Annotated in this window: 12 protein-coding genes; 9 read left to right on the forward strand and 3 right to left on the reverse strand. The window is 63.1% G+C overall.

Going from position 1 to position 12427, the window contains the following annotated elements:
* The first annotated feature begins 183 nt into the window (after nucleotides 1-183).
* The 6 genes from iolE to phnN all read left to right on the forward strand — a co-directional run bounded on the left by iolE (nucleotide 184) and on the right by phnN (nucleotide 4906).
* Nucleotides 184-1101, forward strand: a complete 918-nt coding sequence (gene iolE / locus NKH12_RS22200; protein WP_352955095.1) for a myo-inosose-2 dehydratase — start codon at nucleotides 184-186, stop codon at nucleotides 1099-1101.
* Nucleotides 1102-1148: 47 nt separating this feature from the next.
* A complete protein-coding gene (locus tag NKH12_RS22205; protein WP_352955096.1) occupies nucleotides 1149-1367 on the forward strand; it encodes a DUF3329 domain-containing protein in 219 nt (72 codons plus the stop codon).
* Between the two features lie 6 nt (nucleotides 1368-1373).
* Nucleotides 1374-2186 (forward strand): 5-deoxy-glucuronate isomerase, encoded by an 813-nt coding sequence (gene iolB / locus NKH12_RS22210; protein ID WP_352955097.1) that lies wholly within the window; start codon nucleotides 1374-1376, stop codon nucleotides 2184-2186.
* A gap of 154 nt (nucleotides 2187-2340) precedes the next feature.
* Nucleotides 2341-3048 (forward strand): DUF1045 domain-containing protein, encoded by a 708-nt coding sequence (locus NKH12_RS22215; protein ID WP_352955098.1) that lies wholly within the window; start codon nucleotides 2341-2343, stop codon nucleotides 3046-3048.
* A gap of 92 nt (nucleotides 3049-3140) precedes the next feature.
* Nucleotides 3141-4280, forward strand: coding sequence for an alpha-D-ribose 1-methylphosphonate 5-triphosphate diphosphatase (locus tag NKH12_RS22220; protein WP_352955099.1), 1140 nt, complete (start codon nucleotides 3141-3143; stop codon nucleotides 4278-4280).
* Nucleotides 4277-4906 carry a phosphonate metabolism protein/1,5-bisphosphokinase (PRPP-forming) PhnN gene (phnN, locus tag NKH12_RS22225; protein WP_352955100.1) on the forward strand — a complete coding sequence of 210 codons (630 nt, stop codon included), beginning with the start codon at nucleotides 4277-4279 and terminating at the stop codon, nucleotides 4904-4906. Before NKH12_RS22220 ends, phnN begins: the two co-directional genes overlap by 4 nt.
* A 285-nt stretch (nucleotides 4907-5191) precedes the next feature.
* Here the strand turns inward: phnN and NKH12_RS22230 are convergent, their stop codons facing one another.
* From NKH12_RS22230 to NKH12_RS22240, 3 genes are all read right to left on the reverse strand, one after another.
* On the reverse strand, nucleotides 5192-6187 hold the full coding sequence (locus tag NKH12_RS22230; RefSeq protein WP_352955101.1) for an ABC transporter permease: 996 nt from the start codon (nucleotides 6185-6187) through the stop codon (nucleotides 5192-5194).
* 24 nt (nucleotides 6188-6211) lie between these two features.
* Nucleotides 6212-7756 (reverse strand): sugar ABC transporter ATP-binding protein, encoded by a 1545-nt coding sequence (locus tag NKH12_RS22235; RefSeq protein WP_352955102.1) that lies wholly within the window; start codon nucleotides 7754-7756, stop codon nucleotides 6212-6214.
* A gap of 122 nt (nucleotides 7757-7878) precedes the next feature.
* On the reverse strand, nucleotides 7879-8841 hold the full coding sequence (locus NKH12_RS22240; RefSeq protein ID WP_352955103.1) for a sugar-binding protein: 963 nt from the start codon (nucleotides 8839-8841) through the stop codon (nucleotides 7879-7881).
* 578 nt (nucleotides 8842-9419) lie between these two features.
* Between NKH12_RS22240 and NKH12_RS22245 the strand changes: the two genes are divergently transcribed.
* From NKH12_RS22245 to NKH12_RS22255, 3 genes are all read left to right on the forward strand, one after another.
* On the forward strand, nucleotides 9420-10559 hold the full coding sequence (locus NKH12_RS22245) for a LacI family DNA-binding transcriptional regulator (protein WP_352955104.1): 1140 nt from the start codon (nucleotides 9420-9422) through the stop codon (nucleotides 10557-10559).
* A 287-nt stretch (nucleotides 10560-10846) separates the two neighbouring features.
* Nucleotides 10847-11779, forward strand: a complete 933-nt coding sequence (locus NKH12_RS22250) for a polysaccharide deacetylase family protein (RefSeq protein ID WP_352955105.1) — start codon at nucleotides 10847-10849, stop codon at nucleotides 11777-11779.
* 237 nt (nucleotides 11780-12016) lie between these two features.
* The gene (locus NKH12_RS22255) at nucleotides 12017-12379 is read left to right on the forward strand and encodes a hypothetical protein (RefSeq protein ID WP_352955106.1); all 363 of its coding nucleotides are present in this window, start codon (nucleotides 12017-12019) and stop codon (nucleotides 12377-12379) included.
* The last annotated feature ends 48 nt before the right edge of the window (nucleotides 12380-12427 follow it).

Genomic DNA, 12427 nt, shown 5'->3' on the forward strand with positions numbered 1-12427 from the left:
ACCCGCGCCATTCGCCCCTCTGTGGTCAGGTCGGCGGGCGCGCCCCGCCCCCAACCCCCCCGGTGGGGGGTGGGCGCAGCGCGGCGCGGGGGGGGGGGCCGGCGCCGCCCCCCACCCCGCTGCTTCGCAGCGACCCTCCCCACAAGGGGGAGGGTGGACACAAACTGACATTGGAGTGACGATTTGAAAGCCAAACTGGGCATGTCCCCCATTGCATGGTGGAACGACGATCTTGCGGAACTCAGTGATGACGTGTCGCTGGAAGAGTGCTTGCGCCAGTCGCGATCGGCGGGCTTCACCGGCATGGAAATGGGCCGCCGTTTTCCCAGTGACCCGGAGATCATGCTGCCGATCCTGAAAGAGGCCGACGTGACGCTTTGCGGCGGCTGGTTCTCCGGGACGCTGGTCGACGAAGAGATTGCGAAGAACAAGGATCGCATCCAGCCGATGATCGATCTGTTCAAGGCGGTGAACGCGCCTTGTATCGTCTATGGCGAGGTCGGCCGCTCCATCCAAGGCGATCGCTCGAAACCGCTCGCCACCAAGCCCAGGCTTTCCGACGACGAGATGAAAGTCTATGCGAGGCGCCTCACCGAGTTCGGCGAATGGTGCGCCGAGCAGGGCATGCCGCTGTCCTATCACCATCATATGGCGGCGGTGGTCGAAACGGCACCGGAGCTCGATGCCTTCATGCGCTACTCGGGAGAAGGCATCCCCTTGCTGCTCGATGCCGGCCATCTGGCCTTTGCCGGCGGTGACGTGCTGCGCGCCATCGACAACCATCACCGGCGCATCAACCATGTCCATGTGAAGGATGTGCGCATGGGGGTGATCGAAAAACTGGATCGCAACAAGCAATCCTTCCTCGATGCCGTGGCGCTTGGCGCCTTCACGGTGCCGGGAGACGGCTCGCTGGATTTTGGCGTCATCGTGGAAAGGCTGGCGAACTACGGCTATGAAGGCTGGTTCGTGGTCGAAGCCGAGCAGGACCCGAAGAAGAATCCCCCGCTCAAGATGGCGCAAGTCGGCTACAAGGAGTTGATGCGGGTGATGATTGCTGCCGGCTACACGGTTGAAACACAGGGCTTCCCCAATGCTTGAATGCAGTATCTCCGGCGACGGGCTGATCCGATGCGTGGGCTGATCCGATGAAGGACTCCGAGCATCCGTTCTTCCGGCCACTGTGGCGGCGCGTTGCCATCGTCGCGGTCTGCCTGGGCTGGTCCGTGGTCGAGTTTGCCACCGGCGCGCCGTTCTGGGGCACGATCGCGCTCGGCTTCGCCGGCTATGCCGTCTGGCAGTTCTTCTATCTCTACAAGCCGGCCGACGGCGGCAAGGATTCGGCCGATACCGAACCAAAGGAATGAAGCGCGATGTCGAAACTGCTGGTTAAAGCCGATAAGGGCCATGGCCGCGTCGCCCATGTGACGCCGCAAAATGCCGGCTGGACCTATGTCGGTTTCGATCTGCATCGGCTGCGGGCAGGAGAAACAACCTCCGGACAAACCGCGAACCGTGAAGTCTGCCTGGTGTTCGTCACCGGCAAGGGCAAGGCGACGGCCGGCGGCAAGGATCTCGGCCTGCTCGGCGAACGCATGTCGCCCTTCGAGGGCAAGCCGTGGTCTGTCTATGTGCCGCAGGGCTCTGACTGGTCGGTGAGCGCCGACACCGATCTCGAACTCGCCGTCTGCTCGGCGCCCGGACTTGGCGGCGGCCTGCCGGTCCGCGTCATTGCGCCGAAAGATCTCGGCCAGGAGGTTCGCGGCAAGGGCACCAACACACGCTATGTCACCAACATCCTGCCGGAGGGCAAGCCGGCCGACTCATTGCTGGTGGTCGAGGTCATCACGCCGGGCGGCCACACCTCGAGCTATCCGCCGCACAAGCATGACCAGGACAATCTGCCGGCCGAATCCTATCTTGAGGAAACCTACTATCACCGGCTCAACCCGCCGCAGGGCTTTGCCTTCCAGCGCGTCTACACCGATGCCGACCGGAATGGCGCTCGTTCGCTCGACGAGGCGATGGCGATCGAGGACGGCGATGTCGTGCTGGTGCCAAAGGGCTACCATCCTTGCGCCGCCTGCCATGGTTATGACCTCTACTACCTCAATGTCATGGCCGGGCCGAAGCGGACGTGGAAATTCCACAACGCGCCCGAGCACGAATGGCTGATGAAGGCCTGATCATATTGCCCGTCCGGGTCGGCAAACTGGCCCAAGGCGAAAAAATCGTCGGCTAATGACCCGCCTGAACAACTTTGTTATCAGGAGCGATCATCAGCTTCGTCATTTCGTCATGCAAATCGCCTATGGCAGCGGGAGTTGACGAGGACTTTCGATGCGCTACGCTATCTATTTCACCCCCCGGCAAGACGAACCGCTGGCGCGGATCGCCGCCAACTGGCTCGGCCGCGACCCGTTCGGCGCCGCTACGAGGCCGATCGAGGCCGTGGGCGAGCTGTCGGCGGCGGAAGTCGCCTTCCATACCGCTTCGGCGCGCCGCTACGGCTTTCATGCGACGCTGAAGGCGCCCTTCCGGCTGGCCTCGAACGAGACGGAAGCCGCGCTTCGCGCGGCGCTAGACAATTTTGCCGAGGCGACGCCGGTGGTGATGATCCCGCGCCTGGTCGTCAGCCAGATCGACGGCTTCTTCGCTCTGGTGCCGGAAGGACCGCGGCCGGCGCTCAACCGCTTCGCCGACGACGTCGTGCGCGACTTCGACCGTTTTCGCGCGCCGCTGAGCGAGGCTGAGATCGAACGGCGCAGCCCTGATTCGCTGAAGCCGGATGAATTCCGCAATCTCTGCCAGTGGGGCTACCCCTATGTCTTCGAGACCTTCCGGTTCCATATGACGCTGTCCGGCCGTGCCTCGTCACAGGAAAGCCCTCGTCTTCGCTTAGCGATCGACAGCCTGTTTGCGCAGGTCCTGCAGCGGCCGGTGCCGGTGGACGCGCTGACCCTGTTTGTCGAAACCGAACCTGGCGCCCCGTTCATGGTGCTTTCCCATCACGCGCTCGGGCGCCGCCCGGCCAGAAAAACTGCCTGAAATGACTATTTGTTTTAACCGCATTTGTGCGACGCCAATCACCCCAATCAGTGATTCCAATTGGCTGCAAAATGCTCCAAGGACTGCCTGAAATGACCGTCGAGACCGTTCTCAACAATGCCCGCATTGTACTTGCCGACGAGATCGTCGAAGGCTCGATCGTGCTGCGCGACGGCTTGATCACCGGGATCGACGCCGGTGCCGGCCGGACCGGCGAGGACATGGGCGGCGATTTCATCATTCCCGGGCTGGTCGAGCTTCATACCGACCACCTCGAAGGTCACTACGCGCCTCGGCCAAAGGTGCGCTGGAACCCGATCGCCGCCGTTCTCGCCCACGACGCGCAGGTGGCGACTGCCGGCATCACCACCGTGCTCGATGCCTTGCGCGTCGGCATGGACGACGATGCCGACATGAATTCGGCCGACATGCGCAAGCTGGCCGATGCGATCGAGGACAGCGTCCAGCAGGACCGGTTGCGGGCCGACCATTTCATCCATCTGCGCTGCGAGGTTTCGGCGCCGGATTGCCTCGCCGCCTTCGCTCATTTCGACGGCGATGAAAGGATCAAGCTGGCATCGCTGATGGACCATGCGCCGGGACAGCGCCAGTTCGTCGACCTCGATACCTATGCCTACTACTACCAGCGCAAGCTGAAGCTGACGGACCGCGAATTCCAGCAATTTTGCGAGAAGCGGATGGCGGAGTCGGCGACGAATTCTGGGCCGAACCGGGCCTTCATCGCTGCCGCCTGCCACCAGCGCGGCATCGTGCTGGCCAGCCATGACGACGCCACGACAGGCCATGTCGATGAGGCGATCGAACAGGGTGTCCGCGTCGCTGAGTTCCCGACCACCAAGGAGGCCGCAAAAGCTTCGAAGGAGGCAGGGCTCGGCGTGCTGATGGGCGCGCCGAACGTCATGCGCGGTGCTTCGCATTCGGGTAATGTTTCGGCTCGGACACTCGCCGGCGAAGGCTTGCTCGACATATTGTCGTCCGACTACATTCCCTTCAGCCTGATCCAGTCGGCCTTTTTCCTCGGCGACGTAGTCGACGGCATTTCCCTGCCGCAGGCGGTGGCCATGGTTTCGAAGAACCCGGCCGAGGCGGTCGGCCTCGCCGACCGTGGCGTCGTCGAGCGGGGCCGGCGCGCCGACTTGGTTCGCGTACGTCTCGACGACCATGTCCCGGTTGTCCGCACGGTCTGGCGGCAGGGACGGCGGGTCGCATGATGGTGTCGGCGTTGATCGAGCGTGAATTGTCCGCCGCGGCGTTTCCGATCCGCGACGGGGTCTTCGTCGCCGTAGTGGGCCCGAGCGGCGCCGGCAAGGACACGGTGATCGGCTATGCCAGGTCGCTGTTTGCCGACGAGACCCGGCTGGAGTTCGTCCGCCGGGTCATCACCCGGCCGAGCGACACGGCAAGCGAGGATCACGACACGCTGGCCGATGCGGCCTTCGTCGAGGCCGAAGCGGACGGCGCCTTCGCCATCTCGTGGGAGGCGCATGGCCTGCGTTACGGCATTCCGGCTGAAGTCGACTGGTCGGTGGCCAATGGCCGCGTCGCCATCGCCAATGTCTCCCGCGCCATCATCCCGGCGCTGCGTGATCGCTATGCCAATCTGGCTGTCGTCGAGATCACCGCTTCGCCGGAAATCCTGGCCGAGCGGCTGGCGATGCGCGGCCGCGAGTCGCGCGGCGAAGTGCTGGCGCGGCTGGCGCGCAGCGCCAATGTGGCGTTGTCCGGGCCGGGCGTCACCTCGATCGACAACAGCGGCCCACGCGAGGCGGCCGGCGAGCGCTTTGCCGATGTGCTGCGCAAGGCGATGGCATTTTCGGATATGTCCGGGCTGGTCTAGTCTTCAGGTGAGGCTTGGGCTGAAATGACGGCTTGGGCGTGCTTATCTCGGCAAAGTCGGCTCCGCCCCTCATCTGGCTGCCGCCATCTTCTCCCCGTAAACGGGGAGAAGGACGCTCTCATCAAGGCTTTCGCCAATCGCAGGCGTTGTAGAATGGGCACCAACGATGCGGCCAGCGGGCTTCTCCCCGTTTACGGGGAGAAGGTGCCGGCAGGCGGATGAGGGGCAGCGCAGACCTCCAAAAAAGCGCGGGCGCCTGTCCCTACACAGCTCAAATGACGGCCACTACTCCGCGGCCGCACCAGCCGCGCCCTTGCGGGTTGCCTCCAGCATCAGCCGCCGCTCCCGGAACACGCCCCATTGCTGGTCGACCAGCACGCCGATGAGGATGACCCCGCCCATCACCGCGAAATTGAGGGAGGAGGGGATACCGAGCAGGTTGACGAGGTTTTGCAGTTCCTGCAGCAGGACCGTGCCGAGGATGACGCCGATCAGCGAGCCCTCGCCGCCGCGCAGCGAGAAGCCGCCGAGCACTGCCGCGGCAATGGCATAGAGTTCGTAGAACTGGCCATGGCTCGCCGGTGAGATCGAGCGCGTGTACATGGCGAAATAGATCGCCGACAGCGCCGTCAGCACACCGCAGATGACATAGGCCGCCATGACGACGCGACCGGTGCGTATCCCGGAATATTGCGCCGCTTCCTCGTTCTTGCCGATGGCGTAGAGATAGCGGCCGAACACCGAACGATGCAGCACCACCCACATCACAATGGCGATGACGATCAGCGCAATGAAGCTGTTCGGCACGCCATAGGATCGCCCCGCGGTCAGGAATTCGAGCTCCGGAAAGTTCTGCCCGAAAGCAAAACCCGCCGTGCCGTCGGCTGTGTAGAACCGCGCGACGCCGCGATAGATCAAGAGGCCGCACAGCGTCACCACGAAGGGCTGCAATTTGAGCCGCGTGATCAGCCAGCCATGCGCCAGCCCAATGATGCCGCCGAGCAGGAGGATCAGCGGCAGCGCCACCGGCCATGCCATGCCGCGCGTGGCGATGAAATCGACGAACAGGACGCCGAGCAGCGCGACCACCGAGCCGACCGACAATTCGATGCCGCCGGTGATGATGACGAACGCCTGGCCGATCGCCAGGATGCCGAACAGACCGATCAGGTTCGATGTGTTGGCGAGATTGATCGGCAGCAGGAAGCGCGGATTGATGATCGCCACCACCGCTCCCACCACAAGGATCAGGATCAGCAGGCCGAGATCTTTCTTGCTCATCGTCTTCTCCCCAATGCCCGCGAACTATCTCGGCTGCTTGCCCACGGCCAGCAGCAGCACGTTTTCCTGGCTGAACTGTTCCTTGTCGAGAATGCCTGAGATCTGGCCCTCATGCATGACAGCGATGCGGTCAGAGACGCCAATCACCTCCTCCATGTCGCTGGAGATCATCAGAACCGCGACACCGGCATCGGCCAGTGCGCGCATCAGCCCGTAGATCTCGGCCTTGGCGCCGATGTCGATGCCGCGCGTCGGCTCGTCGAGGATCATCACCTTGGGGTTCATGGCAAGCCACTTGGCCAGCACCACCTTTTGCTGGTTACCGCCTGACAACGTGCCGGTGCGCGTCGCCACCGACGGCGCCTTGATGCCGAGATTGCGTTTCTGCTTCTCGGCAGTGACAGCTTCGGCGCCGGCAGAAACCAGGAACCGCCGGGCATGCGCCGGCAGATTGGGGAGCGAAATATTCTGGGCAATCGACAGATCGAGCAGGATGCCGGTCAGCTTGCGGTCTTCCGGGACGAGGAAGATCCCGTTGGCCACAGCGTCGGCGGCCGAACCAAGGATCAGATTTTTTCCATCAAGCTGGAGCGCACCGCCAAGGCTCTTCTCAATGCCGAAGAGCACGCGCGCCAGTTCGGTCCGGCCGGAGCCGACAAGACCCGCCAAGCCGAGGATTTCGCCATGCCTGACGCCGAGATCGACCGGTCGGTCTGGATAGGCGCTGGTGCGAACGGCCCTGGCGGACAGAGCGACGGTGCCGGGCGGGCGCGCCGATTCTGCCGCCTTCTCCCGCTCCTTTAGCATGCGGCCGATCATCAGCTTGACCATCTGGTCGTGATTGATGGCGCTCTTCGGCAGCGTGCCGGCAAGCATGCCGTCCCTCAGCACGACGACGCGATCGGCGACCCGCTCGACCTCGTGGAGACGGTGTGAGATGAAGATGACGCTGATCCCCTCAGCCTTCAGCGCCTTGATGACGTCGAGCAGCTTGTCGGTTTCGGCAAGGGGCAGGCTCGATGTCGGCTCGTCGAGGATGACCAGCCTTGCCTCGATCGAGAGCGCCTTGGCGATTTCGACCATCTGCTGCTGGGCAAGCGACAGCGTCGATACCGGCGTGTCGGCCGAAAAATTGGCGCCCACCCTCTTGAGCAGCGGCGCCGACAGCGCGCGCAGCCTGGCGCGGTCGACCAGCTTGAGCGGGCCGGCGTGCAACGGCTCGCGGCCGAAAAAGATGTTGGCGGCAACGTCGAGGTTTTCGAACAGGTTGAGTTCCTGATGAACGAAGGCAATGCCGGAACCGATGCTGGCTTCGACCGTCAGCCTGTCGTGGGCGACGCCGTCGACGGTGATCGTGCCGGCATCGGGGGTGGTCACGCCGCCGAGGATCTTCATCAGCGTCGACTTGCCGGCGCCGTTTTCGCCGACGAGGCCGATGACCTCGCCAGGCCTGACCTCCATCGAAAATCCATCCAGCGCGACCACGCCCGGATAGGTCTTGCGCACGCCCTCGAGACTGAGGAACGGGGCAGTCGTGGATACGCCGATGGATGCGTCGGAATAATACACCCCGCATCACACCCGCGGGTGGGCCGTGGGGCCCACAGCGGCAGACTCACACCCGGCGCGGGTTGCGTAAATGCGCGCCGCCGGCCCGGGGGGGCCCCCGCGCGGCCGCAACTGCCTTCGTCCTAATTGCCGGACATTGCCTTCAGATTGGCGGCATAGGCGTCGACGTCGTCCTTGCCGATGATCTTGGTCGGGATGATGATCAGGCCGTTCTCCGGAATGCCCGATTTGTCGCCCTCGAGATAGGCGGCCATCAGCTTCATGCCCTGATAGGCCCATTCGAAGGGCTGCTGCACCACGGTGGCAGCAACGGTGCCTTCCTTGACGCCGCCCAGCGTGATCGGATCGTCGTCGAAGCCGACGACCGTGATCTGGCCGAGCTTGCCGGCGTCGCGCAGCGCTTCATAGATGCGCGGCGTGTTGTAGGAATAGAAGCCGACCATGCAGGTGACGTCGGGGCTGGCGACCAGCGCGTCCTCGACGTTCTTCTTGGCGCGGGCCTGGTCGATGTCGTCGCCACGCACGTCGATCAGCTCGATCTTGGTGCCGGCGAGCCCTTCCTTCATGCCCTCGATACGCTCCTTGGCATTATCGGCGCCGAGCAAGCCGACGAAGCCGAGGCATTTGCCGCCGTCGGGCATCGCCTTCTTGGCGATCTCGGCCGCCTGTTTGCCGGCATCGATATTGGACGAGCCGATATAGGCGATACGCTTGGTCTGCGGCGCGTCGCTGTCGGTGGTGAACAGCGCCGTCTCCGAGGCGATCTTGTTGAGCCCGTCGGTTGAGGTCTTGGGATCGACGGCCGATACCATGATGGCCTTGACGCCGGCCGTCACCAGATCGTCCATCAGCCGCTGCTGGATGGCGACCGACGACTGCTCCGGATATTTGAGCTCCAGATTGTAGCCGGGCAGTTCGGCCTGCGCCTTCTTGACACCGGCTTCGGCCGCCTTCCAGAAATCGGAGGCGCCGTTGACGACGAAGGCCAGCGTCGGTTTATCCTGGGCACGGGCAATTGCCGTGATGGACAGACCGAGAGCCAGGGCCGCGGCAGCGACGGACGCATTTCGTATCGCAGATTTCATGTTCAACCTCCCATTTGATCCAGTCATTTTCGCTGATCTGAACTTTGTCGAATGCGGCTTGGACGCCTCCTCAAGGGGTGCTGGCAGCGAAAGAACGGCGCCATTCCAGCCGCGATTTTGGACTTTAGAGACTCATTGGCTGTTCGTAAATAGTCCGATTTGTCTGACATTTCAGTAATTGAGCGGCGCTGCTCTGCGGCCCGAGTGCCACTGATACCGCGCAGCACGCTTGCTTGCCGCCATGGCCCGTTCGGTCCCGAGCCGGGCATGTACAAATTGACATTAGAACGCTTACGCCTATTAGTAAATAGTATTAGTCTCTTGATTGGAAAGGGAGGCTTCCGTCACGACCAAGCCGTCTAAAGGGCTGGAAATTGCGCGCCGTTCTAAGAAATCGATCTTGTCAGGACGGCATATTGCTCTCTCCGCGCTGCTAGCCATTCGCCTACCAGGATGATAATAATGATTAATCGAGTGCTTGTTTTATAAACGCGAAGCGCCGCTGGACGTCCTGCCGTCGTTAATGACGTCCAGGACGACCTCTGGTTAGACAAGCCGGGAATTTGGAACACAATGCCATGAGCGAACCGAGGGATCTGCGCGATCCCCCCCTTGAAGCCTCCCGGCGCCGAAAGCCATCGGCCAAGAATCCCAAGGGGCGCGTTACAATGACCGATATCGCCAGGGCCGCCGGCTGCTCGCAGGCAACGGTTTCGTTCGTCCTCAACAACACGCCGGGCATAAGGCTCTCGCAGCAGACCCGCGAACGGGTGATCGAGGCCGCGCGGGGCCTCGGCTATGCGCCACCAGCCTTCTCTGCTCTTCGCAGCCCTATCGCCTCGTTCGAGGGGCTGGACGGGGTGATCGGCTTCGCGGTCGATCAACTGGCGACCAGTCCCGAAGCGGTCGTCGCCATCGAAGGGGCGCGCCAGGCCTCGTGGAATGCCGGCAATGTCGTGCTGGTCGCGCAGACTTTGGGTGATTCCGTGATGGAGCCGCGCGCGATTGCGGCACTGACCAAGCGGGGTATTTCGGCGCTGATCTACATGACCATCTTCACGCGTGAGATCGTCGCGCCCGACTATCTCTACGGCCTCGATATCCCGGTCATCCTGCTCAACTGCTACACCGCCGACTACGCCTTCCCCGCCGTGGTGCCGAGCGAAATCGCCGGCGGGCAGAGTTCCACCCGCCACCTGATCAGCCATGGCCACCGCCGCATCGCCACCATCACCGGCGAGCCGTGGATGCAGGCGGCGCAGGATCGGCTGAAGGGCTACCGCCGGGCGCTGGCGACGGCCGACATCCCGTTCGATGCGGAGCTGGTGGTCGAGGGCGACTGGTCGGCGAGCGCCGGCTACGCCGCGACCGTCAAGCTTCTGGCGCTCAAGAACCGGCCGACCGCGATCTTCTGCCAGAACGACCGCACCGCGATCGGCTGCTACGAAGCGCTGAAGGAAGCCGGCCTCCACATCCCTGCGGATATTTCGGTTGTCGGCTATGACGACGAGGAAATCGCCCGCCATCTGTTCCCGCCTTTGACGACGTCGATCCTGCCGCATATGGCGATGGGGCAGTGGGCGATCGAGCAATTGGAAGTTCCTGCACCGCCCGGCCGCGGCCGCTATCCCATCACCAAGCTTGAATGCCCGCTGGTCGAGCGGGAATCGGTCAGTGCTGTGGCGCCTGGGCGCACACACGGACTGACAGCCCGCTGAGCACCTCCAGACTTTCGTCAATGCATACGCCGTACTGATGCCGCTCCAGGCCAGACAAGCGCCCGGCAAAGGACGGTTCGCCCCGAAATTGTCGCCTGGCATGGGGGATCGGCATTCTCGTATCCAGATTTCTGCGGACTGACGTACGGTTTGCTGCAGTCTGGTTGTGGCGAAATCCTGGATCCAAGGGTAAATCTGATCGGGCTCGCTGTTCTCCGCGCCGGCCTTCGAGCCCGATCTCGCTGACTGTACATGCGGATCGGCAATCCGCCAGGAGTTGTACTGTCATGAAGCTCCAGCATCGCCATGGCCCGCCGCGCGATTTCGTCGGCTACGGCCGTCGGCCGCCGCAGATCATCTGGCCGGACGGACATCTGGTCGCAGTCAATCTCGTGGTCTGCTACGAGGAAGGGGCGGAATATTCGCTGTTCGAGGGCGACAGCCATAGCGATGACTGGGGCGAATATCCGTTGGCGGCGCCGGCCGGCATCCGCGACCTCGGCACCGAAACGCATTTCGAGTATGGCAGCCGCGTCGGCATCTGGCGCATCGCCAGGCTGCTCGATCGACACGGCGTCCACGCCACGATCTCAAGCTGTGCCGAGGCGCTGCGGCGCAACCCGGAGGTGACGGCATGGCTGCGCCAATCGCGTCACGATCTGCTCGGCCATGGCCTACGCTGGACCGAACAATGGACCCTGAGCCGTGACGAGGAGCGCGACCATCTGCAGCGCGCCGTTGCGCTGTTCATCGAGCTGCTCGGTGAGCGCCCGATCGGCTGGAACAGCCGTTCCTTTCCCAGCGTCAACACCCGCGACCTCCTGATCGAGGAAGGCGGCTTCCTGTATGATTCGGATCCGTGCAACGACGACCTGCCGTATTTCGTGCCGGCACAGAACAGGCGCCTTCTGATCGTCCCCTATTCCAAGACCCTGAACGACAGCCGCTATCTGGTCAGCCCCGGCTATGTGACGCCTAAGGACTTCGTCGACAACGTCGAAGCCTATCTGGACTTCCTGATCAGGGAAGCCAGGGAAGAAGGTGGGCGCATGATGACGATAGCCGTCCATGCGCGATGGACCGGCCAGCCCAACCGGGCCGCGGCGTTGGAAGGCATAATCGAGACGGTCCTGTCCAGGCCGGAGGCCGCCTTCATGCGCCGCAACGACATCGCCCGGTATTGGCTGTCGTTGTTTCCGGCCGAGGGCGAAGCGCCATGAAGCCGACGTCCAACTTCATCGAAAAGGGAAGCGCATCGGCCAACACTTGACCTTTGAGTCCGTGAAAGGTGCGCTTCAATTCCCAATGCAAGTGCTGTAGTTAGACAAAGAGTGCGGCCTGCCGCTTACTGAGGCAACGAAGGCGAAAGCGTATCAATCGTAGTGTATGAGAGCCATACCGATGAGATGAGACGAAGCGGCCGAAGAAGACGGGCTAGGCCCGGCGTTCTGCTCAGCGTGAGCGCTGGTCTGCGGCTGCTCGCGTCGTTGCTCTTTTTGGTCTGGACCATTCCTGCGGCAACAGCCGACCAGGTCGGACAGAATGTAGCTAAAGAGCAAATGAGGCTCGCTGCGTCCAAAACGGTCGCGACCATCCTTGTCCGCGACATTGCGCGCCGTGTTGCAGCTGCGACTTCCCGTTTCAAGACGGGAACGCCTGCCATTGCGGGAAACGGCAAGCCCTTTTGCATTATCCCGGATTTGCGCCTGCCGCTCGAAACCGCATCAGCCGCACCGATTGGTATAGGGTCTGAGGACCGGGCGAAACTGTCGCCGATCCGCGCCTTTGATGCGCGCGCGCCTCCGCTTCTCCCGGCATGATCCTGGCCGCGCGACCGCGGCCCCCACTCCCAAAACTTTCACATCGCG

The sequence above is a fragment of the Mesorhizobium sp. M1322 genome, from assembly GCF_040318085.1.
In the GTDB taxonomy this organism is placed as follows: domain Bacteria; phylum Pseudomonadota; class Alphaproteobacteria; order Rhizobiales; family Rhizobiaceae; genus Mesorhizobium.

What these genes read in the sequence shown, in the direction of transcription:
- NKH12_RS22205 (WP_352955096.1), top strand. Translation starts at nt 1,149, where the DNA reads ATGAAGGACTCCGAGCATCCGTTCTTCCGGCCACTGTGGCGGCGCGTT.
- iolB (WP_352955097.1), top strand. Translation starts at nt 1,374, where the DNA reads ATGTCGAAACTGCTGGTTAAAGCCGATAAGGGCCATGGCCGCGTCGCC.
- NKH12_RS22215 (WP_352955098.1), top strand. Translation starts at nt 2,341, where the DNA reads ATGCGCTACGCTATCTATTTCACCCCCCGGCAAGACGAACCGCTGGCG.
- NKH12_RS22220 (WP_352955099.1), top strand. Translation starts at nt 3,141, where the DNA reads ATGACCGTCGAGACCGTTCTCAACAATGCCCGCATTGTACTTGCCGAC.
- phnN (WP_352955100.1), top strand. Translation starts at nt 4,277, where the DNA reads ATGATGGTGTCGGCGTTGATCGAGCGTGAATTGTCCGCCGCGGCGTTT.
- NKH12_RS22230 (WP_352955101.1), bottom strand. Translation starts at nt 6,187, where the DNA reads ATGAGCAAGAAAGATCTCGGCCTGCTGATCCTGATCCTTGTGGTGGGA.
- NKH12_RS22240 (WP_352955103.1), bottom strand. Translation starts at nt 8,841, where the DNA reads ATGAAATCTGCGATACGAAATGCGTCCGTCGCTGCCGCGGCCCTGGCT.
- NKH12_RS22245 (WP_352955104.1), top strand. Translation starts at nt 9,420, where the DNA reads ATGAGCGAACCGAGGGATCTGCGCGATCCCCCCCTTGAAGCCTCCCGG.
- NKH12_RS22250 (WP_352955105.1), top strand. Translation starts at nt 10,847, where the DNA reads ATGAAGCTCCAGCATCGCCATGGCCCGCCGCGCGATTTCGTCGGCTAC.